This window comes from Arthrobacter terricola (assembly GCF_004354015.1).
GTDB classification, from domain to species: domain Bacteria; phylum Actinomycetota; class Actinomycetes; order Actinomycetales; family Micrococcaceae; genus Arthrobacter; species Arthrobacter terricola.
In genome coordinates this window covers 97,654-117,723 of the sequence record NZ_SMRU01000008.1, presented here as the reverse complement: position 1 = coordinate 117,723, position 20,070 = coordinate 97,654, and the positions used below count along the sequence as shown (strand labels likewise).

At 62.4% G+C, this 20,070-nt stretch carries 19 protein-coding genes and 2 tRNA genes; 10 read left to right on the top strand and 11 right to left on the bottom strand.

Features of this window, described 5'->3' with window-relative positions; translation table 11 throughout:
* Positions 1–28 precede the first annotated feature (28 nt).
* Entirely contained in the window at positions 29–1,939 is a 1,911-nt protein-coding gene (pknB, locus tag E1809_RS08535; protein WP_133203799.1) for a Stk1 family PASTA domain-containing Ser/Thr kinase, read from the top strand.
* Between the two features lie 50 nt (positions 1,940–1,989).
* On the opposite strand, the gene E1809_RS08530 is transcribed toward pknB, so the two are convergent.
* Positions 1,990–2,631, bottom strand: coding sequence for an aminodeoxychorismate/anthranilate synthase component II (locus tag E1809_RS08530; protein ID WP_133203798.1), 642 nt, complete (start codon positions 2,629–2,631; stop codon positions 1,990–1,992).
* 170 nt (positions 2,632–2,801) lie between these two features.
* Positions 2,802–3,524 carry a class E sortase gene (locus E1809_RS08525; RefSeq protein ID WP_235835522.1) on the bottom strand — a complete coding sequence of 241 codons (723 nt, stop codon included), beginning with the start codon at positions 3,522–3,524 and terminating at the stop codon, positions 2,802–2,804.
* A 294-nt stretch (positions 3,525–3,818) separates the two neighbouring features.
* Between E1809_RS08525 and E1809_RS08520 the strand changes: the two genes are divergently transcribed.
* The 7 genes from E1809_RS08520 (at position 3,819) to E1809_RS08490 (ending at position 8,816) form a co-directional block, all read left to right on the top strand.
* A complete protein-coding gene (locus E1809_RS08520) occupies positions 3,819–4,070 on the top strand; it encodes a cell division protein CrgA (protein WP_133203796.1) in 252 nt (83 codons plus the stop codon).
* Between the two features lie 54 nt (positions 4,071–4,124).
* Positions 4,125–4,634, top strand: a complete 510-nt coding sequence (locus E1809_RS08515) for a methylated-DNA--[protein]-cysteine S-methyltransferase (RefSeq protein ID WP_133203795.1) — start codon at positions 4,125–4,127, stop codon at positions 4,632–4,634.
* Positions 4,634–5,131, top strand: coding sequence for an RNA polymerase sigma factor (locus E1809_RS08510; RefSeq protein WP_133203794.1), 498 nt, complete (start codon positions 4,634–4,636; stop codon positions 5,129–5,131). The genes E1809_RS08515 and E1809_RS08510 overlap by 1 nt, the downstream gene beginning before the upstream one ends.
* Positions 5,128–5,748, top strand: coding sequence for a methylated-DNA--[protein]-cysteine S-methyltransferase (locus E1809_RS08505; RefSeq protein WP_133203793.1), 621 nt, complete (start codon positions 5,128–5,130; stop codon positions 5,746–5,748). The genes E1809_RS08510 and E1809_RS08505 overlap by 4 nt, the downstream gene beginning before the upstream one ends.
* Before the next feature lie 11 nt (positions 5,749–5,759).
* Complete coding sequence (locus E1809_RS08500) at positions 5,760–6,440, top strand: alpha-ketoglutarate-dependent dioxygenase AlkB family protein (protein ID WP_374102684.1); 681 nt, start codon at positions 5,760–5,762, stop codon at positions 6,438–6,440.
* Positions 6,441–6,519: 79 nt separating this feature from the next.
* On the top strand, positions 6,520–7,122 hold the full coding sequence (locus E1809_RS08495) for a DNA-3-methyladenine glycosylase I (RefSeq protein WP_133203791.1): 603 nt from the start codon (positions 6,520–6,522) through the stop codon (positions 7,120–7,122).
* A 338-nt stretch (positions 7,123–7,460) separates the two neighbouring features.
* Positions 7,461–8,816, top strand: a complete 1,356-nt coding sequence (locus E1809_RS08490; protein WP_133203790.1) for an FtsW/RodA/SpoVE family cell cycle protein — start codon at positions 7,461–7,463, stop codon at positions 8,814–8,816.
* A 530-nt stretch (positions 8,817–9,346) separates the two neighbouring features.
* Here E1809_RS08490 and E1809_RS08485 read toward each other — a convergent pair.
* Positions 9,347–10,210, bottom strand: coding sequence for a rhomboid family intramembrane serine protease (locus E1809_RS08485; RefSeq protein WP_133203789.1), 864 nt, complete (start codon positions 10,208–10,210; stop codon positions 9,347–9,349).
* Between the two features lie 19 nt (positions 10,211–10,229).
* A complete protein-coding gene (locus E1809_RS08480) occupies positions 10,230–10,772 on the bottom strand; it encodes a peptidylprolyl isomerase (protein ID WP_133203788.1) in 543 nt (180 codons plus the stop codon).
* A 153-nt stretch (positions 10,773–10,925) separates the two neighbouring features.
* Here E1809_RS08480 and E1809_RS08475 point away from each other — a divergent pair, with 153 nt between their 5' ends.
* Positions 10,926–11,891, top strand: a complete 966-nt coding sequence (locus E1809_RS08475) for a hypothetical protein (RefSeq protein ID WP_133203787.1) — start codon at positions 10,926–10,928, stop codon at positions 11,889–11,891.
* Positions 11,892–12,019: 128 nt separating this feature from the next.
* Positions 12,020–12,901 (top strand): glycosyltransferase, encoded by an 882-nt coding sequence (locus E1809_RS08470; RefSeq protein WP_133203867.1) that lies wholly within the window; start codon positions 12,020–12,022, stop codon positions 12,899–12,901.
* Between the two features lie 21 nt (positions 12,902–12,922).
* On the opposite strand, the gene E1809_RS08465 is transcribed toward E1809_RS08470, so the two are convergent.
* The 7 genes from E1809_RS08465 to gyrB form a co-directional block, all read right to left on the bottom strand.
* On the bottom strand, positions 12,923–13,837 hold the full coding sequence (locus tag E1809_RS08465; RefSeq protein ID WP_133203786.1) for a DMT family transporter: 915 nt from the start codon (positions 13,835–13,837) through the stop codon (positions 12,923–12,925).
* Positions 13,838–13,904: 67 nt separating this feature from the next.
* Positions 13,905–13,980: transfer RNA gene (locus E1809_RS08460), tRNA-Ala, on the bottom strand.
* 71 nt (positions 13,981–14,051) lie between these two features.
* Positions 14,052–14,168: a DLW-39 family protein gene (locus tag E1809_RS27370; RefSeq protein WP_215279579.1), complete on the bottom strand. Its 117-nt coding sequence runs from the start codon at positions 14,166–14,168 to the stop codon at positions 14,052–14,054.
* A 57-nt stretch (positions 14,169–14,225) separates the two neighbouring features.
* Positions 14,226–14,299, bottom strand: a tRNA-Ile gene (locus E1809_RS08455).
* A 113-nt stretch (positions 14,300–14,412) separates the two neighbouring features.
* Positions 14,413–15,099 carry a DUF3566 domain-containing protein gene (locus tag E1809_RS08450; RefSeq protein ID WP_133203785.1) on the bottom strand — a complete coding sequence of 229 codons (687 nt, stop codon included), beginning with the start codon at positions 15,097–15,099 and terminating at the stop codon, positions 14,413–14,415.
* A complete protein-coding gene (gene gyrA, locus E1809_RS08445; RefSeq protein WP_133203784.1) occupies positions 15,096–17,849 on the bottom strand; it encodes a DNA gyrase subunit A in 2,754 nt (917 codons plus the stop codon). The genes E1809_RS08450 and gyrA overlap by 4 nt, the downstream gene beginning before the upstream one ends.
* Positions 17,850–17,910: 61 nt before the next feature.
* Complete coding sequence (gyrB, locus tag E1809_RS08440; RefSeq protein WP_133203783.1) at positions 17,911–19,983, bottom strand: DNA topoisomerase (ATP-hydrolyzing) subunit B; 2,073 nt, start codon at positions 19,981–19,983, stop codon at positions 17,911–17,913.
* Positions 19,984–20,070 lie beyond the last annotated feature (87 nt).

Sequence of the window (20,070 nt, the reverse complement as noted above, 5' to 3'; positions counted from 1 at the left end):
CCCTGCCCATAGAGAGGACAGCACCCCCATGACAAACCAGCGCGTCCTCAACGGGCGGTACGAACTCGGTGAACTGCTCGGCCGTGGCGGAATGGCGGATGTCTATAAAGGCACCGACACCCTGCTCGGCCGGACGGTTGCGGTGAAGCTGCTCCGTGCCGACCTCGCCCGCGATCCCCAGTTCCATGCCCGGTTCAAGCGGGAAGCCCAAGCGGTGGCCGCCCTGAACCATTCATCGATCGTGGCCATCTATGACACCGGCGAGTACACGATGTCCGGTGGTCCCGGCGATGACGTCCGCGTCCCGTACATCGTCATGGAATTTGTTTCCGGACGTACCCTCCGGGACTTGATCCGGGCTAATGAACTGGACATCGACCAATCCATCGAGCTCACCCTTGGCGTCCTCGGGGCCTTGGAGTACAGCCACAAGGCCGGGATCGTCCACCGCGACATCAAGCCGGCCAACGTCATGGTCTCCATTGACACATATGCCGTCAAGGTAATGGACTTCGGCATTGCCCGGGCCATCGCGGATTCGGCGGCGACCATGACCCAGACCCAGGCCGTGGTGGGGACAGCGCAATACCTTTCGCCCGAGCAAGCCCGGGGTGAAACCGTGGACGCCCGCAGCGACCTCTATTCGGCGGCCTGCTTGCTGTTCGAAATGCTCACGTCGCGGCCACCGTTCACCGGCGACAGCCCTGTCTCTGTCGCTTACCAGCACGTTCGCGAAATTCCTGAAGCGGCCAGTACCTTCAACCCAGGGGTTTCCGAGGCGCTGGACAGCGTCCTCGCCAAGGGCCTGCAGAAGGATCGCGCCGACCGTTTCCAGGACGCTGCCGCCTTCCGCCGTGCCTTGCGCGCTGCCAAGAACGGCATCGCAGTACCGGCAATCGGAACAGGCCAGGACGGACAAATGGCCGACAACGCCACCCAGCTGATTCCCGAAAGTGAATTGGGTCGTGGTTTGGCGGGCGCCGAATTCTTCGACGGCGCCGACGCCACCATGATCGCGCACCCGTCCGGTCCGCGGGACCAGGACACCGTTCTGGACTACCCGGCCAGCGATCAAGAACCAGAGCCCGACGGCGGCATGCCGCTTGGTTTCACCCCTGAACGCGAGCGGACCGCCCGGCAGAAGTCCCGCCGTCGTGCGTGGGCTGCAGTACTGGTCATCCTCACGCTTCTGGTCCTGGCCGGCGGCGGACTCTGGCTCTACGTCACGGTCAACCAGAAGCCCGCGCCTCCGCCCACGGTCGCAATACCCCAGGTAGCCGGCATGAGCGAGGCCATGGCCTTGCAAGCGCTGTACAGTGCGAGCCTCAGCCCCGAGTCACGGACAGTTCCGAACGATACCGTCGCCAAAGGGAACGTCATCAGTACGGACCCGGGCGTGGGCACGCAGGTGGCACAGAATTCGCACGTCATCCTCAATGTTTCGAGCGGGCCGGCTTCCGTGACCATACCGGCGAGCATCAACGGACTTACTGAGGCAGCCGCCCGCGATCTCCTGCGCCAGGCAGGACTTGTCGGCGGATCAAGCACCTTGGCTAACAGTCCCACGGTTCCGGCCGGTTCCGTTATCAGCACCAAGCCGGCTTCCGGGGCCGTGGTGGCAACCGGCAGCACCGTCGATCTGGTGGTCTCCACCGGGAAAGTGTCCGTACCGCAGCTTGTCGGCTTGAGCGTCGCGGACGCGACGGCCTTGCTCAAGGACAACGGGCTGGTGATTGCGGTCACCGAGCAGGAAAACTCGCAGGTGGCACCTGGAACGGTGACCAACCAGAGCGATGCTTTCAAGTCCTTGGTGGAGCAAGGCAAGACCATCAACGTGGTGGTTTCCAAGGCACCTGCCCCGACGCCGACCCCCACTCCGACGCCGACGCCAACTGACACGCACGGCGGCGGGCGTGGCGGTGGCTCAGGCGGAGGCTAACCGCCCTGGTAGCGGACGGCCGGCGCCCCCAGCGCTGGCCGTTAGCGCCTCTAGCGTTGGATCAGCGGGCTGAGCGTAGCCGCACGGGCGGCGGCGCCGGACATGCCGAGCGACTCCAGCCAGTTGCCCAACATCAGGTACCCGCCTTCGGTTAGCACCGATTCGGGGTGGAACTGAACCCCGCACAAGGGGGCGGTGCGGTGCTGCAGGCCCATGACCACTCCACCGGCTGTTTCGGCGGTGATTTCCAGGACATCGGGGATCGTGTCCCGTACGGCGGCCAGCGAGTGGTACCGGGTAGCCGTCACCGGCGAGGGAAGCCCGGCGAAGACGCTCTTGCCCTGGTGTTCCACCGGCGAGGTCTTTCCGTGCATCAGCTCAGGCGCGTGCGTCACGGTTCCGCCATAGGCTTCCGCCAACGCCTGGTGTCCCAGGCACACACCGAACATCGGCTTATTGTTTTCTCCGCACCATTTGATGAGTTCGATGCAGACACCGGCTTCGGCAGGAGTACCCGGGCCGGGAGAGATCAGGACGCCGTCGCGGACGTCAGCCAGCTCGATAGCTTCAGCGAGGGTCACGTCGTCGTTCCGGACCACGGTGGTTTCCGCGCCGAGCTCCTGCAAGTAGCCCACCAAGGTGTAAACGAAGCTGTCGTAGTTGTCCACGACGAGGATTTTTGTTGTGCTCATGGCTGCTTTGCTGAACCAATCGTTGAGTCGGTGAAAGTGGTGAAATGTGACATCCAAGGGAACAGGAACTGAACCATCAGGACGAGCGCGCACGCCACGAGTGCCGCTGAGGTCAGGATCCGCACCCACAAGGGCCCGGGAAGGTGCTTGAAAATCCAGCCGTACATTGCCTAGCCCTTTCCCTGCGTCTTGGCGACCTGCTTGGCGATCTCCTGCGGAGGGCCTGCCGACGCAGGTTGCCAGCTCTCCAGCAGCGAATACGCGATGATTCGTTCCTGGGCGCCGAAGCGCGGATTGCAGCTGGTCATAGTGAGGTAGCTTTCAGTTGGCGTCGCTCCCGGCTGGGTGGGGACGGGTAGGAGGACGTCGGTCCGGGAAGGCAACACGATCTCGTTGTTACGGAAGACGTACGTGTAATAGCCGTCCTGGGTTTGTACGTAGATCTTGTCCCCGGGAACCAGCAGGTGGATGTTGTCCAGCACGGCTCCGTGCGTCTGCCGGTGTCCCGCGACCGCGAAGTTCCCGGGCGCACCGGGCATGCTGGTGCTTGGATAGTGGCCAAGACCCAGGGTGTCCAGGATGTCGGAGCCGGTTCCCTCCATGATGGGCCGGGAATAGTCCGCTCCGAAACGGGGAATATACATAATGCCGATCATGCCGCCGTGCGCAGGGGCAGGCGCAACCACAGGCTTTCCGTAGTCGGGAGCACTTGCTGTGGTGGGGGCGGGCGGAGTGACAGGACCCGCGAAGTCCTTGGCGAACCCTTGAATGGCCTGGCTCTGCTTCGCATCGGCTTCGACGTTGGTCCACCACAGCTCATACGCGACGAAGAGCAATAGCACGAGGCCCGCGGTGAGGAGGAGTTCGCCAAAAACCTGGACCACCTTGCGCACGACGTCGCCAGTGGTCCGGTTTTTCTTCCGCCGTGCCGAGCGCCGCCGCCCGGAACCTCCGGCACCCGTCCCATTGCCGTCGTCGGGCACGGCAGCGGCGTGCTCCGTCTGCTGCTGCGCCACTGGATCTCCTCTTCACCGGCGCGGACGTCCGACGACGAGCCGCCGCCGAAATCCCGCTAGACTTGAGTGCTAGTACGAACCCGGAATTGCCGCGCCGAGACCGCTGGAATTTTCCTTCCTGCAGGATATCAAGCCGACGCGGCCTTTCATTCAGCCGGCCAAGGAGGATCCGTGCCCGAGTCGAAGCCCCGCAAGAGGACCCCCCGTCCCAACGAGGCAACAACAACTCACCAGTACAAGCCGAACCCGGTTTGGTACAAGCCGGTCATGTTCGGCCTCATGATCATCGGTCTGTTGTGGATCATCACGTACTACATCACCAGCGGCCAACTGCCCATTCCGGCATGGCAGTCCTGGAACATCGTGGCGGGCTTCGGAGTCGCAATCGTCGGCTTCCTAATGACCACTCGCTGGCGTTCCTAGGAACGTTCCTCAGAGACGGGCTCACATTTCGGCCGCCTGGATCGTCTACTAGGCATGAGTACCAGGCACACCACCATTGATTCGCCCTTGGGCCGGCTGACGCTGACAGCCCAGGGTGAACTGCTGACGGGGATTTTCTTCGAAGGTCACTGGCATATGCCGCCTCCGGAATTCTTCGGCGAGCCCACCGGCGCCGACGACCCCGTCTTCCGGCAAGCCGCCTTAGAGCTTAACGAATACCTCGACGGCCAAAGGACGGCGTTCGACGTCCCCTACAAGGCGTCCGGCAATCCGTTCCAGGAGAAGGTCTGGTCGCGCCTTGAAAGCATTCCGTATGGGGAAACCGTCAGTTACGGCGAACTGGCCAAGGAACTCGGCGACCGCAACCTTTCCCAAGCAGTCGGCTCTGCCGTGGGCCGCAATCCGCTGAGCATCGTCATACCCTGCCACCGGGTGGTCGGGCACGACGGGCGGCTCACTGGCTATGCGGGCGGCCTCAAGAACAAGCGGTTCCTCCTGGAGCTAGAGGAGCCCGCGGCCGCAAAGGAAAGCAAGCTTTTCTGATGGAGCGCAAGAAGCCGTTCGAGGTGCTCGTGAAGGATCACGGGCCTACGGTTTTGCGCGTGTGCCGTGCGCTGCTTGGCGCCCACGACGCCGAGGATGGCTGGTCGGAGACCTTCCTTTCGGCGTTGAAGGCTTACCCGGAGCTTCCGGTTGACGCCGACGTCCAAGCCTGGCTCGTCACCATCGCCCATCGAAAATCGATCGATATCCTGCGGGCCCGGAACCGCCGGCCCCTTCCTGTCGACGAGCTGCCAGTGCGCCCGTCCGGATTGGGCATCCCGGGCGACGGCCACCCGGAGGTGCTCGACGCCGTCGGGCACCTCCCGCCGAAACAGCGCCAGGCCGTCGCGTACCACTACTTCGGCGGGCTCCCTTATAAAGAGGTCGCCGCGCTCCTTGGCGGAACTCCCGAGGCCGCGCGCCGGGCGGGTGCCGACGGCGTCAAGGCCTTGCGGTCCCTCCTTGTCGACAATTCCTTGAAGGACGGTTCCCGATGACCCTCGACCATAGCGACGCGGAGATCGCGGCGCTCCTCAGTTCCCTGGATCCGGAGGATCCAGCTGTCATGTCCCGCCTCCACGATCGCCTGGCGACGGCCGCCGCCGGCGAGCACACCCTCGATATCGCCTACCGGACAGTAGACTCGCCGCTTGGTCCGTTGCTGCTCGCCGCAACGGAACGCGGAATGGTGCGGGTCGCATTCGCCGCGGAAGACCACGACGCCGTGTTGCAGCGCCTCGCGGAGAAGCTCAGTCCGCGGATCCTGCGGTCCGCGGCCCGGCTGGATCCGGCGGCCCGCGAACTGGACGAGTACTTTGCCGGAAAACGCCGACTGTTCGACTTGCCTCTGGATCTCAGCCTCTCGCGTGGATTCCGCCTAAGCGTCCTGCAGCACTTGCCGCACATCGCATACGGAAGAACCGAAAGCTACGCGGAAGTCGCCCTCGCCACCGGAAGTCCACGGGCAGTGCGCGCCGTCGGCACGGCGTGTGCCACCAACCCGCTGCCGGTGATCGTGCCTTGCCACCGGGTGGTCAAATCCGACGGCTCGCTGGGAAACTACCTTGGCGGGATCGATGCCAAACGCACCCTGCTTGAGCTCGAGGCAGCATGAGTTCGGAGTGGATGGAACCGTTGTTTCCGCTTGAGGTCCCTGAAGCGGACGACGCCGGACCACGCGTCATCGCTCCCGGCGCGGTCCATGTCCCGGGCTGGCTGAGCCTTGAGCAGCAACGGTGGATCGCTGCCCGTTTCGTCGAGTGGACCCAAGGTCCGGTCCCGCTGCGGGCAGCTATGCTGCCCGGCGGGCACCCGATGTCCGTCCGAACTGTTTGCTTGGGCTGGCATTGGCAACCGTACATGTACACACGCGAGGCCTTCGACGTCAACGGCCGGAGGGTCCTGGACTTTCCCGACTGGATGGTGAGGCTGGGACGCAAGGCGCTTTTCGAGGCGTACGGAGACGAAGGCGAAGCGGCGAACTACGCTCCGGACACGGCCCTTGTGAATTTCTACGACGATGCCGCGAAGATGGGCATGCATCAGGACAAGGACGAAAAGTCCCGGGCGCCGGTAGTGTCACTCAGCATCGGGGACAGTTGCGTCTTCCGGTTTGGGAACACGGCGACCCGCAACAAGCCGTACACGGACGTCGAATTGTCTTCGGGTGACTTGTTCGTATTCGGCGGCGCCTCCCGTTTCGCGTTCCATGGCGTCACGAAAGTGCTTCCGGGTACGGCTCCTGAGGGCTGTGGATTACCCGGAGGCCGGATCAACATCACGATGCGGGTCACTGGAATGTCGTAGGGCCGAGGCACAATATCAACACCACCCCTGTCCGAAGCCCTGAACCGGTGGACGAAGCCCTGACCCCGTGGAGGAATCAATGACCCCGTCCGAGAACGGCGCCATCATCGGAGATGACGGGCTTGCCAGGCCGCCTTGGGCGTCCACCGATCCGCTCATGCGTGAGTACTACGACCATGAGTGGGGCATGCCGGTGCGCGACGAACAAGGCCTCTACGAGCGCATCAGCCTCGAAGGATTCCAGGCCGGACTTTCATGGGCAACCATCTTGCGCAAGCGGGAAGCCTTCCGGACCGCCTTCCTGGACTTCCATCCGGACAGCGTCGCTGCATTCTCCGAGGCAGATGTGGAACGGCTCATGCTCGACCCGGGAATCGTGCGCAACCGCCTCAAGATCCGCGCTGCGATCACTAACGCGAAGGCGACCATTGCCTTGCGCAGCGAGGGCGGATTGGTGGATTTTGTCTGGTCCTTCCAGCCGGATTCAACGCCGGAACCGCTGACTTTCGCCGATCTCGCCACCCAGTCGCCGGAGTCGGTCGCGCTTTCCAAAGCCCTCCGGAAGAAGGGCTTCGCATTCGTAGGTCCCACCACCATGTATGCGTTGATGGAAGCCATCGGCATCATCGACACCCATTTCGTGGACAGCCATCGCCGTGGCAGCTCGGGCGTCTGGACCTGAGGTGTCCCCACACCCTGTCCACAGAAGTGCGTAACTTTATCCACAGGTGTGGACAATTCATGTGGACATCCACGGAGTTGGGGAGGAAATCCCCGGCGTTGAAGTGGAAGGGTGCCTTATCCCCCACGGGTGTGTAGTTATACCCAATGTGAACAACGCTGTGGATAGTGTCCGCAGGTTCATGGAGAGTTCATCGCGCAGGGATTGAGAACTTCAATTCGGGCTTGGCCGACCACCGCGAAGCTTCCTTCCCGGCCACGTCCAGATTGGGGGTCTATCATGGCCCACTGAGCCAAGGATGGGCCCTGCCTGCCTGAATTCCATGAAAGAGGACCACGATGAGCCAGCAAGCCGTTGAGGCGAAGCCCCGCCGGAACGTGGAGTTGGTGCTGCTGATACTGGCGCTTGGTGTGGGCATCGGAGCACTTGCCATGACCAATGTGGACAAGAAGCAAGCCGTGGACGCCGGGTTTTGGATCCAGTCCGCGACCTTGACGGCGTTGGCAGCGGCTTTCCACATTGTCCTGCGGTTCCGGGCACGGTACGCGGATCCGGTGATCCTCCCGATTGTCGTCGCACTGAACGGCCTTGGCATAGCGATGATCCGGCGGCTCGATGCCTCCACAGGTAGCTCGGCCGGCACTAACCAAATGACGTGGACCATCGTCTCGGTATTGGTAGCCGGCACCGTCCTATGGCTGTTGAAGGATCACCGGATCCTTCGCAGGTACACCTTCATTTCGCTTGCGGTCAGCGGCGCCCTTCTCATCCTTCCCCTCGTCCCCGGGATATCCGCCGGCGACATCAATGGCGCGAATGTCTGGATTCGCCTTGGACCCCTGCAATTCCAGCCGGGCGAGATCGTCAAAATCACGCTGGCCATCTTCTTCGCAGGGTATTTGTCGTCCAACCGCGACTTGATCCTCCTGGCGGGACGGAAGTTCGGCCGCCTGCAATTTCCGCGCGTCAAGGACACCGGTCCGATGATCACTGCCTGGGCGGCGAGTGTTGCGGTGCTGGTCTTCCAGCACGATCTCGGTATGTCGATCCTGCTCTTCGGCTTGTTCCTGGTGATGATCTATGTGGCCACGAGCCGCGCCAGCTGGCTGGTCCTGGGGCTCGTGCTGATTGTTTTAGGCGGATACGCCGCGGCGAAGATCTTCTCCCACGTGGGCCTACGTATCGACGCTTGGGCGAACGCCTTCGATCCACAAGTCTTCACCCGTTTCCCTGGTGGCAGCGCCCAGATCGTCCAAGGCCTTTTCGGCATGGCCGACGGCGGACTCATCGGCAAGGGGCTGGGCCTCGGAAGCCCCGACCTTGTTCCGTTCGCCAACAGCGACATGATCATCGCGTCCATGGGTGAAGAGCTCGGCCTGGTGGGGCTGTTCGCCATTGTCTTGCTGTATCTTCTGCTGTTCACCCGCGGCTTCCGGGCCGCGTTGGGCATCCGGGATGCCTTCGGGAAGCTCCTTGCCTGTGGGTTGTCCTTCTCCATGGCCCTTCAGTGCTTCATCATCATTGGCGGCGTTACCCGCCTCATTCCCCTCACGGGACTCACCACACCGTTCCTTTCCGCAGGCGGTTCCTCCCTGCTCGCCAACTGGATCATCGTGGCGCTCTTGCTGCGGATCAGCGACGCCGCCCGGCGGCCGCAAGCTGTTGCCCACAGGGCTGAACAAGTCGCTGCCTAAGCCAGTTACACACTTAACAACAGGCGCCTACCCACAAGTTATCCACAGTTGGGGAAAAGGTGTGGTCAATCGTCGGTACTCCGGCGGAACGGCGGGCCCTGGACGGGGATCGGTAGACGGGAACTACACACATGTGAGTTATTAACAGTGTTGATAACTCTGTTGATATAGCAGTTCAGCCGCAGCTGATGCCGAAGTTATCCACACAGCACCGAAAATGTGACGCCTTATCCACTTACCAACAGGCGTGTGAGCAAAAGTTATCCACAGGTGTGGACGTTAATCCACAGAAGGACCCAAAGTCCTGAAATTCCGGGCGAAAACCGGATCCTAGGCATGAACTACATGCCTGTAAGTTACTCACACTGTGGATAACAGTTGTGGAAAACACTTGGAAAAGGCCTTGGCAGACGGGATGCAGGGCCCGCGTGCGGGCAGCGGAGCATGTCCAGCGCGAAATGCGGGGAGAAAAAATGCGCCCGCTGCAGACAGCGGGCGCAAGGGACTGGCCCTGATGGGGCCACGGGGAGCTAGCTAGCGGTTATCCGCAGGGCAGTTACCGCAACTAAAAGCACGGCGACGATGACCATGCCGGCCGTCTGGAGCACGGCTTGCCGGGGACCACGCGGAGTGAGGGCCATGACTGCCCCCGAAAGGGCTCCCGTCACCAGGCCACCCAAGTGTGCCTGCCACGCGATGCCCGGGATGACGAAGCCGATGACGCCGTTGATGACAATGAGGATCCACAGTTGCCGCGTGTCCCCACCACGGCGGGCCTGGATCACCAGCAAGGCGCCGAAGAGGCCGAAGATCGCGCCGGAGGCACCTTCAACGAATACCGGCGGCGAGAAGGGTGTCAGGAGCAGGAATCCCACCGATCCGCCAATGGCGGACAGCAAGTAAACGGCCAGGAAGCGGATGCGGCCCAGGACGGGTTCAAGAACCTGGCCGAAAATCCACAGCATGTACATGTTCAGGCCAATGTGCAGGATGAAGCCCTGTGAATGCACAAAGGCGGAGGTCAGCATCCGCCAAGGCTCGAAATCCTGTGGCTCCATGAACACTGACGCAAACGCGAGCTGGCTTTCCACCACTCCGCCGGGGATCAGCCACTGCAGGGCGTAGACCAGGACGCAGAGTCCGATGATGAGGTACGTCGCCACAGGGCGACCGGACCGCAAGGTGCCGCCATAGGCGGAACGCGGCGTCGGCGTCGAACGCTTCAGTTCGTTGACGCAATCAATGCATTGGAACCCGACGGCGGCCGCCCGCTGGCACTCCGGGCATGCCGGACGCCCGCAGCGCTGGCACCGCACATAGGAAGGCCTGTCCGGGTGCCTGGGGCACACCGGGACACCTGCAGACGGCTCTACCGCCGGGATTCCGTAGCTCATTGCTGCCCGTTATAAGGAATCAGAGCTGGACGACGTCGATGCTGTTGATGACGACGTCCTCGACGGGACGGTCGCCCATGCCGGTGCGAACCGCCTCGATGGCGTCAACAACCTTCTTCGACTCTTCGTCAGCAACCTCGCCGAAGATGGAGTGCTTGCCGTACAGCCAATCGGTGTTGACCGTGGTGATGAAGAATTGTGAACCGTTGGTTCCCTTGCCCATCTGGATGCCGGCGTTGGCCATGGCCAGCTTGTACGGGGCGTTGAAGTTCAGTTCCGGGTGGATCTCGTCGTCGAACTTGTAGCCCGGGCCGCCGATGCCGCGGCCGAGGGGATCGCCGCCCTGGATCATGAAGTCCTTGATGATGCGGTGGAAGATGGTCCCGTTGTACAGCGGGGTTCCGGTCTTGTCTTCGCCGGTTTCCGGGTGGGTCCAGGACTTTTCGCCCGTGGCCAGGCCAACGAAGTTAGCGACCGTCTTGGGCGCGTGGTTACCGAACAGGTTAACCACGATGTCGCCGAGGCTCGTGTGGAAAGTTGCTTTTGCGGTTGCATTGGTCATAGCGCCATTGTTTCATGCACGGCCAGCCGGAAAGCGGCCGGAACAGCGGTTCCGCGATGGGTGAAATCTTCCCCGAATCCCCTGGATGAATAGCCGGTGCCGGTCAAGCGACGTAGGCTAACAACAAACGAGCATGTTTATCGGGAGGTAGTTGTGAAGAAAACGGACCGGATTGCCCGCGAACTTGAACACACCGTAGTGAACGGTGTCGAGAATGCCAAAGACTGGGCGACGCCGCGAGTCGAAGCAGCAGTGAGCTGGGCTGTTCCCCGAATCCAGCACGGCATCGATACCGCTTCGCCGAAGCTCCAGGAAGGCCTGAAGTCGGCTGCCTCCAACCTTGCCGACGGCGTCGCCACCGTGACTCCGCGGCTCCAGGAAGGGATCGCGAACCTCGCACCGAAGATCCACGACGCCGTCGAAGACGCCTCGCCCAGGATCCAGGAAGCGCTCAACAAAGCAACGCCGGCGCTGGGACACGCCCGGGACAAAGTAGTTGAGGAATATCTTCCGAAACTTTCCGAGCAACTCGGTCAAGCGTCCGTCGCGGTCCACCACGCTCTCGAAAACGCACCTGCCCAGGTTGATGCGGTTGCGCAGAAACTGGTGGACTCGGGAGTAGTGCACACCGTGCAGGAGCAAGCACAAGCAACGGGCGCGCAACTGAAAGCCGCGGCCAGCGAAGCCACCAAGGCCGTCTCGAAGGAACTCTCCAAGCCGCAAAAGCCGAAGAAGCGCGGCTTGCTGATCTTCACGGTTATCGCAGCGGCAACTGCCGCAGGAATTGCGGCGTGGAAAGCCAGCCGCCCGGTGGAGGATCCTTGGAAGACCCCGTCTCCCGTCACGCCGTCGACGGCTGCTGAAGGCGCGCAAAAGGCCGCTGCAGCCGTGAAGGAAACCGCCGAGGTTGTTGCCGACAAAGCCGACGACGTCGCCGTGAAGGTAGCGGACGCGGCGCAGGATGTAGCTGACAAGGCGAAGCACGTAGCCGAGGACGCCGGCGAATCGGCGGCCAAAGTAGCCACGGACGCCAAGACGGCCGTGAAGAACATCGCCGCGAGCCTGCACAAGGACGAAAACCACAACGACGCTCCGAAGGACGAAACCCCGCAGGGCTAGGACCTCGGCGAAAGTCGTTGAAGCAATTTTGAAGGGATTCCGGTTCGCCGGGATCCCTTCAATTGTTTGGCCGCGCGTCACCGGCGGCTTCCTCGGGGGACACAAGCCGGATGCTAGATTTGTCCGTGATGCTAGCCGATAGATCTTCCGTAGATGTTGCCAGCGCAACTGTCGCACCCCTGAAGCCGAGCGTTTCGATCGTCATCCCGGCGTTCAACGAGGAAAGCGTCATGCGGCAGTGCCTCATCGCTGCCATCTACCAATCGGTACCTGCGGACGAAATCATCGTCGTGGACAACATGTCCACTGACCACACTGCACAGATCGTCCAGCAGATGCAGTTGGAGTATCCGGAGAGCCCCATCATCCTGCTCAAGCAGGATTTGGCGCAGGGACTCATCCCCACAAGGAACTTCGGCCTCAACAGCGCCACCTCAGAGGTCTTGGGCCGTATCGACGCCGATTCCGTCCTTGAGCCGGACTGGGTTGAGCAGGTCCAGAAGGCGTTCTCTGACCCCTCCGTGCAGGCCGCGACAGGCCCGGTGGTCTATTACGACATGCCTATGCGTCGATTCGGCCTCAAAGCCGACGACAAGATGCGGCAACTGATGCTTCGCCTGGCGAAGCACCAGTACCATTTCCTGTTCGGCTCCAACATGGCGCTTCGACGCTCTGCTTGGGAAACCATCCGCGACGAGGCGTGCTTGGACGAAAAGGATGAGATGCACGAGGACATCGATTTGTCCCTGCACCTCGCGGACCACGACCTCAGGGTCCAGTACTGGCCGCAAATGGTTTCAGGGATGTCGGCCCGCCGCCTTGAAGACTCGCCGCGGGACTACCGCTACTACGTCACCCGGTTCGATCGGACCTACAAAGCGCACAACGTCAAGAAGATGGCATTGAAGGCCCCCATGGTGGTGTTCTTCTCGGTCTACTTCCCGGCCAAGCTGCTCAGGGCGTTCCATACGGCCAACTCGAGCCAAGGCGCCCGCCGCGGCGGCCAGTAGGCCCCCTGGGCTTAGTAGTCGTCAGTCGGTTCCCAACTCGGCGATCGAACCCTCGCCGCTCCCGGCGGCCTTGCCGCGCCGCTGGCCAATGACGACGACGGCGAGCCCGCCCAGGATGAGCGCAAGGCCCACGTACGTCCCGGCAGGCAGCGTCTGGTGGAGGAACACGCCGGCAAGAAGGGCGGCACCTGGAATCTCGAGCAGGATGATCATCGAAACAAGCAAGGGACTCATGGTGGCCAGCAAATGGTTGAAGGCCGTATGCCCCACGAGTTGCGCGCATACGGTGATGGCCGCGATCCCAAGCCAGCCTCCGGCGTCGAACCCTGTGAGCGGCTGGCCGCCAGCAAGGGCCAAAACGGCAACAATGGCGGCGCAAATCCCGTAGCAAATCGTGGTGTACGTGCCGACGCCCATGCTCTGGCGGGCCTTGCCTCCGGCCATGGTGTAGAGGCCGGCCAACGCACCGCCGGCGATGGCAAGGATGTCGCCAAGCAGGGCTGTGGGAGAAGTTCCCATGTCGAAGCCCGTAATGGCCGCTACGCCGCCCAGCGCGATGCCCAGGCCCAACAAGACGGGCCAGCGGTGTTTCGTCCCGCGGAAAAGCTGGAACACGGCAATCCATGCCGATTGCAGGCACACCAACGCGGTAGCGGCCGCCACGGAGGTCAGGCTCAGCGCAGTGATGAAGCAAGCGAAGTGAAAGGCCAGCGCTACGGCCGCAACGGCCGACCACGTGAACTCGTAACGGGTGATTTTGCGAAACTGCCGCGGTTCCCGGATGAGGACCGGCGATGCCATGACGACGGCGGCGATGGCGTTGCGCCAAAAGGCGATGGCAAGCGCCGTGACGGACGTTGCGCCCAGCGTTGCTGCGATGAGGGGTCCGGATGATGCGACGCCGAGCACGCCCAAAGCAGCAACAATGAAGTTCACATTCCAACCTTAGCCACGTGACTTAACGCAAAGAGTCCCGATCATTACTGACCGGGACTCTCCCTTATGGTGGAGGCACGGGGACTCGAACCCCGAACCCCCTGCTTGCAAAGCAGGTGCGCTACCAATTGCGCCATGCCCCCATAAGAAGCAACCCATCCATACTACCCCAGTTCCGTTGATGGTTTTACCATCTCCGGACCGGGCGCCTTAGCTAGTCAACCGTATCGGTTGCTTTGCTCCAGACTGTTTTCCGGGCTTCGGATTCCTGCACCTTTTTGTAGAGCAGGACGCCTGCGACTGCCGCTGCGACTACGAGCAACTTCTTCACATGCACCCCGTTCCGATTCAGTTACCTGAATCTTGAGCAAAACCTGTGCAGGTTCCGTGGGCGTACCAGGACTTGAACCTGGGACCTCTTCGTTATCAGCGAAGCGCTCTAACCGCCTGAGCTATACGCCCCGATACCTCTTCGGGCCGAGACATGACTCTACAGCACATCCCGGCCCGATCTCAAATCGAGGTATTTCGGCCTTTGTTTCCCAGCAGTTTGCCCCGATTTTCGGCCTTTTGGGCTAGTCGTCGGTGAGGGTCACTCCGATGCCGCCAACGAGCGTTGCCGAAATGTTATAGAGCACGGCGCTCAGCATGGAGAGTGCGGTCAACAGCACCACGTTCACCACCGCGATGATGGTGGCGAATGATGCCACCTGGCCCAAGGAAGCAACCTTCTTGAGCTCGAAGCCGCCGCTTTCCGAGCCGGCCAAGGTGCCCAGGAGGGAGTCCACCTGGTTGAAGATGCCGGTGAGGTCCAGGACGGTCCAAAGAACAATCGCGGCGATCACGGTCACGATGCCCAAGGCAACTGACAGCAGGAACGCCATCTTCAACACCGACCAAGGATCAACCTTGCTGACCAGGAGACGGGCACGGCGGACTTTCGCCTTCGGCGCCGGCTTCACGAGCCCGGGCGTTCCGGGAGCGGGACGTTGCTGGCCCTGCATCGGGCGTTGTCCTGCCGCTACGGGCCGCTGCTGACCCTGGACCGGACGCTGGGCACCCGGGGCGGCCGGGCGCTGACCGGGAACCGCGGGACGCTGTCCGGGAGTCCGGTCACCACCGGCTCCGGTTGCTCCAGGCGTGGACCCTGCGGGCCGCTGTTGCGGACGAGCAGGCGCACCTACCCGCGGGCTGGCCGAAGGCTGCCGGAGTCCTCCGGGGACGCCCGTGCTCGGCTTGGGATATGAGTCCGAATTGCTCACTCGTTACCTCCGGTGTTGTCTTCATTAAGCTCGACGCCGGACCCGTTGCCGGATCCCGCGGCTGACTCCGATTCAGCCGTTTCGGTCGCCGCATCGGCGCCGTCGTTTGCAGCCAACGTTACGTCATCGACCGCCCCGGACGTGTCTCCAAGGGGATTTTCGACACTATTGACAGCGCTGTCGTCACCTGAAGGGTGACCTGTTCCGTCGCCGTGTTCGCCGTCGGAATCCTCGTTATCGAGGCCTCGTTCGCTATTGCGCGCCACCTCGATGATCCGGTCGTTCTTGTCCGGCTTCGCGAAAATGACGCCCATGGTGTCGCGGCCCTTGGCCGGGACACCGGCCACCGCGGAACGGACAATCTTGCCGCCCTCCATGACCACCAGGACCTCGTCCTCTTCGTTGACGATCAGCGCGCCAACAAGGTCACCGCGCTCTTCGGCCAGCTTGGCTACCTTGATGCCGAGCCCGCCGCGGCCTTGGAGCCGGTACTCCTCGACGGCGGTGCGCTTGGCGTAGCCGCCTTCGGTCACCACGAACACGAAGGAGCCGTCCTGGACGACGTCGGCCGCGAGGAGTTCGTCGTCTTCACGGAACTTCATGCCGGTCACGCCGGAGGTGGCGCGCCCCATCGGGCGGAGCGCTTCATCGGTTGCGGTAAAGCGGATGGACTGGCCCTTCCGGGACACCAAGAGGAGATCATCTGTTTCGGACACCAGTTGGGCCGAGACGAGCTCGTCCTCGTCGCGAAGGTTGATCGCGATGACGCCGGCGGTGCGGTTGGTGTCGTAATCTTCCAGTCGCGTCTTCTTGACCAGGCCGCTCTTCGTCGCAAGCACCAAGTACGGAGCTTGCTCGTAGTCACGCAGGTCAAGGACCTGGGCGATGTGCTCGTCGGGTTGGAACGCCAGCAGGTTCGCGACGTGCTGGCCCTTCGCGTCACGGCCGGCTTCGGTGAGTTCGTACGCCTTCGCCCGGTACACGCGGCCAAGGTTGGTGAAGAACAGCAGCCAATGGTGGGTGGTGGTGACGAAGAAGTGCTCCACGACGTCGTCGCCACGCAGTTGCGCGCCCTTGACGCCCTTGCCGCCACGCTGCTGCGAACGGTAGTTGTCGCTGCGGGTGCGCTTGACGTACCCGCCGCGGGTGATCGTGACCACCACTTCTTCTTCAGGAATGAGGTCCTCGACGGACATATCGCCGTCGAAGCCCATCAGGATGTGGGTACGCCGGTCGTCGCCGTGCTTGGCGACAATTTCAGCCAGTTCCTGGCTGATGATTTCCCGCTGGCGCTGTTCGGAGGCCAGGATCGCGTTGTATTCGGCAATCATGGCTTCCAACTCGGCGTGCCGGTCCTGGATCTTCTGCCGTTCCAACGCGGCCAAGCGGCGGAGCTGCATGTCGAGGATGGCCCGGGCCTGGAGTTCGTCGATCTCCAGCAATTGCATCAGGCCGTCACGTGCGGCCTCGGTGGTGTTGGAAGCACGGATGAGGGCGATGACTTCGTCCAGCATGTCCAAGGCCTTCAGGAGGGCGCGCAGGATGTGCGCTTCTTCCTCGGCCTTGCGCAAGCGGTAACGCGTACGGCGCGCAATGACGTCCATCTGGTGCGCTACCCAGTGGCGGATGAACGCATCCAAAGTCAAGGTGCGGGGAACGCCGTCGACGATTGCCAGCATGTTGGCTGCGAAATTTTCCTGAAGCTGCGTGTGCTTGTACAGGTTGTTCAGCACAACCTTGGCCACGGCGTCGCGCTTGAGGACAATCACGAGCCGCTGGCCGGTACGGCCCGAGGTTTCGTCGCGGAGGTCGGCGATGCCCTGGATCTTGCCGTCCTTGACGAGTTCGGCGATCTTGATCGCCAGGTTGTCCGGGTTGGCTTGGTACGGAAGCTCGGTAACCACCAGGCAGGTGCGGCCCTGGAGTTCTTCCACGTTGACCACTGCGCGCATCGTGATGGAACCGCGGCCAGTGCGGTACGCGTCCTCGATGCCCTTGTGGCCGAGGATCGTTGCTCCCGTGGGGAAGTCCGGTCCCTTGATCCGCAGGAGGAGAGCCTCAAGGAGCTCTTCGCGCGTGGCGGTCGGGTTGTCCAACGCCCACTGGACACCGTCGGCCACCTCGCGGAGGTTGTGCGGCGGAATGTTCGTGGCCATACCGACGGCGATACCCGAGGAACCGTTGACTAGCAGGTTGGGGAAACGCGCCGGCAGGATGGTGGGTTCCTGGTTCTTGCCGTCGTAGTTGTCCTGGAAGTCGACGGTTTCCTCGTCGATGTCGCGGACCATTTCCATGGCCAGTTGGGCCATCTTGGTTTCCGTGTAACGGGGTGCTGCCGCACCGTCGTTACCCGGGGAGCCGAAGTTTCCTTGGCCGAGCGCCAGCGGGTAGCGCATGGTCCAGTCCTGAATGAGGCGGACGAGCGCATCGTAGATCGCCATGTCGCCGTGCGGGTGGTACGTACCCATGACGTCGCCCACGACGCGCGCGCACTTGTTGAAGGCGCGGTCCGGGCGGTACCCGCCGTCGAACATCGCGTACAGCACGCGCCGGTGGACCGGCTTCAGGCCGTCCCGGACGTCCGGAAGTGCGCGTCCGACGATGACGGCCATGGCGTAGTCCAAGTAGGACCGCTGCATTTCGGTCTGGAGATCAACCTGTTCAACGCGGTCAACCAGCACGTCGCCTTCAAGGATCGGCTCCACGGGGCCGGCAGAATCAGCGGGAACCTCAGGTGTTTCGTCACTCATAATTCTATGTTTTCCGTTTCAGGTATATGTCAGATGAGGAATATTTAGCGGCTAACAAGCCCTAGATATCGAGGAATCTGACGTCCTTGGCGTTCTGCTGAATGAAGTTCCGGCGGGATTCAACGTCCTCGCCCATCAGCACGGAGAAGGTCTGGTCGGCCGCGAGGGCGTCGTCCATTGTGACCTGCAACAGCGTGCGGCGGTCCGGGTCCATGGTGGTGTCCCAGAGCTCGGTGTAGTCCATTTCGCCAAGGCCCTTGTAGCGCTGGATGCCATTGTCCTTGGGGAGCCGCTTGTTCATCGCGGCGCCCCGGGTGATGGTTTCGTCGCGTTCGCGGTCGCTGTACACGTAGTCGTGCGCCGCGTTGGACCACTTGATGCGGTACAGCGGGGGCTGCGCCAGGTAGACGTAGCCATTTTCGATCAGAGGACGCATGTAGCGGAACAGCAACGTCATGAGCAGCGTGGTGATGTGCTGGCCATCGACGTCGGCATCGGCCATGAGCACAATCTTGTGGTAGCGCAGCTTCGAGATGTCGAAGTCCTCGCCGATGCCCGTGCCGAACGCCGTAATCATGGACTGGACTTCATTGTTGCCAAGGGCCTTGTCCAGGCGGGCACGCTCCACGTTCAGGATCTTGCCGCGCAAGGGCAGGATGGCCTGGGTTTCAGGATTGCGCCCGCGCTTGGCCGAGCCACCTGCGGAGTCACCCTCCACCAGGTAGACCTCGCAACGCGACGGATCTTTCGACGAGCAGTCGGACAACTTGCCCGGCATGCCGAAGGATTCAAGCGGGCTCTTGCGACGAGCGTTGTCGCGTGCCTTGCGGGCAGCCATCCGGGCCTGCGATGCCTGGACGGCCTTGCGAATGACGTCGCGGGCCGGGCCGGGATTGCGTTCCAGCCAGTCGCCCAGCTGGTCGGTCACCACGCGCTGCACGAATCCCCGGACTTCCGAGTTGCCAAGCTTCGTCTTGGTCTGGCCCTCGAACTGGGGTTCGGACAACTTAACGGAAATGACCGCCGTCAGGCCTTCACGGATATCGTCACCCGTAAGGTTGTCGTCCTTTTCCTTGATGATGGTCTTCTCGCGCGCATAGCGGTTGATGAGCGACGTCATGGCCGCGCGGAAGCCCTCTTCGTGGGTACCGCCCTCATGGGTGTTGATCGTGTTCGCGTAAGTGTGGACGCTTTCCGAATAGGCAGTGGTCCATTGCATGGCGATCTCGACCGCCATGTTCCGATCAGTATCTTCGGTTTCGAACGCGATGACGTCCTCGTGGACGACTTCGACTTTCTTGTTCGAGTTCAAGTACTTCACGTAGTCGAGGAGACCGTCGTTGTACTGGTAAACAACCGTCCGGTGTTCGGCAGCTACTTCTCCCTCAGTGGCAACCGCATCGAGGTCGAGGTCGTCGTCCTTGCTTGCCACGGGACGCTCGTCCGTGAGGGTGATGCGCAGGCCCTTGTTGAGGAAGGCCATCTGCTGGAAGCGTGCCCGCAGCGTTTCGAAATCGAAAACGGTGGTCTCGAAGATAGTGGGATCCGGGTAGAAGGTCTGGGACGTCCCGGTCTCATCCGTTGCTTCGCCCTGGACGAGTTCCCCTTGCGGCTTGCCGCCGTCCGCGAAGGACATGCGCCAGACGTGCCCCTGGCGGCGCACTTCGGTAAGCACACGACGGGACAACGCGTTGACGACGGAAATACCCACGCCGTGGAGGCCGCCGGAAACTGCGTAGCCACCGCCGCCGAACTTGCCGCCGGCATGCAGGATGGTCATGACCACCTCTACGGTGGGTTTCTTCTCAGTCGGGTGGAGGTCAACCGGAATGCCGCGGCCGTCGTCCACGACCTTCACGCCGCCGTCGGCCTGCAGGGTAACTTCAATGTGGCTGCAGTAACCGGCAAGTGCCTCGTCCACTGAGTTGTCCACAACCTCATACACCAAGTGGTGGAGGCCGCGTGGACCAGTGGATCCGATGTACATACCGGGGCGCTTGCGCACAGCTTCGAGGCCCTCAAGGACTGTGATGTCGCTGGCCCCGTATTCCCTGGCCTCCGCGGGCGTATTCGCCTTGTGGGCGGTCCCGTTCGCTGGATCTACTGCCAAGGTCTCTGCATTGTCGTTGGCCACAGGCGCTTTCGACTCCTCTGTACTCGATGGTTGCCGGCCGTCACCGCACACCGAGGAGCGCGCCCGTCGACGCACACCACAGGGATA

Excerpts from the sequence above, each read along its gene's own strand:
- pknB (WP_133203799.1), top strand. The coding sequence starts at position 29 with ATGACAAACCAGCGCGTCCTCAACGGGCGGTACGAACTCGGTGAACTG.
- E1809_RS08530 (WP_133203798.1), bottom strand. The coding sequence starts at position 2,631 with ATGAGCACAACAAAAATCCTCGTCGTGGACAACTACGACAGCTTCGTT.
- E1809_RS08515 (WP_133203795.1), top strand. The coding sequence starts at position 4,125 with ATGAGTACCAGGCACACCACCATTGATTCGCCCTTGGGCCGGCTGACG.
- E1809_RS08510 (WP_133203794.1), top strand. The coding sequence starts at position 4,634 with ATGGAGCGCAAGAAGCCGTTCGAGGTGCTCGTGAAGGATCACGGGCCT.
- E1809_RS08505 (WP_133203793.1), top strand. The coding sequence starts at position 5,128 with ATGACCCTCGACCATAGCGACGCGGAGATCGCGGCGCTCCTCAGTTCC.
- E1809_RS08500 (WP_374102684.1), top strand. The coding sequence starts at position 5,760 with ATGGAACCGTTGTTTCCGCTTGAGGTCCCTGAAGCGGACGACGCCGGA.
- E1809_RS08495 (WP_133203791.1), top strand. The coding sequence starts at position 6,520 with ATGACCCCGTCCGAGAACGGCGCCATCATCGGAGATGACGGGCTTGCC.
- E1809_RS08490 (WP_133203790.1), top strand. The coding sequence starts at position 7,461 with ATGAGCCAGCAAGCCGTTGAGGCGAAGCCCCGCCGGAACGTGGAGTTG.
- E1809_RS08485 (WP_133203789.1), bottom strand. The coding sequence starts at position 10,210 with ATGAGCTACGGAATCCCGGCGGTAGAGCCGTCTGCAGGTGTCCCGGTG.
- E1809_RS08480 (WP_133203788.1), bottom strand. The coding sequence starts at position 10,772 with ATGACCAATGCAACCGCAAAAGCAACTTTCCACACGAGCCTCGGCGAC.
- E1809_RS08470 (WP_133203867.1), top strand. The coding sequence starts at position 12,020 with ATGCTAGCCGATAGATCTTCCGTAGATGTTGCCAGCGCAACTGTCGCA.
- gyrA (WP_133203784.1), bottom strand. The coding sequence starts at position 17,849 with ATGAGTGACGAAACACCTGAGGTTCCCGCTGATTCTGCCGGCCCCGTG.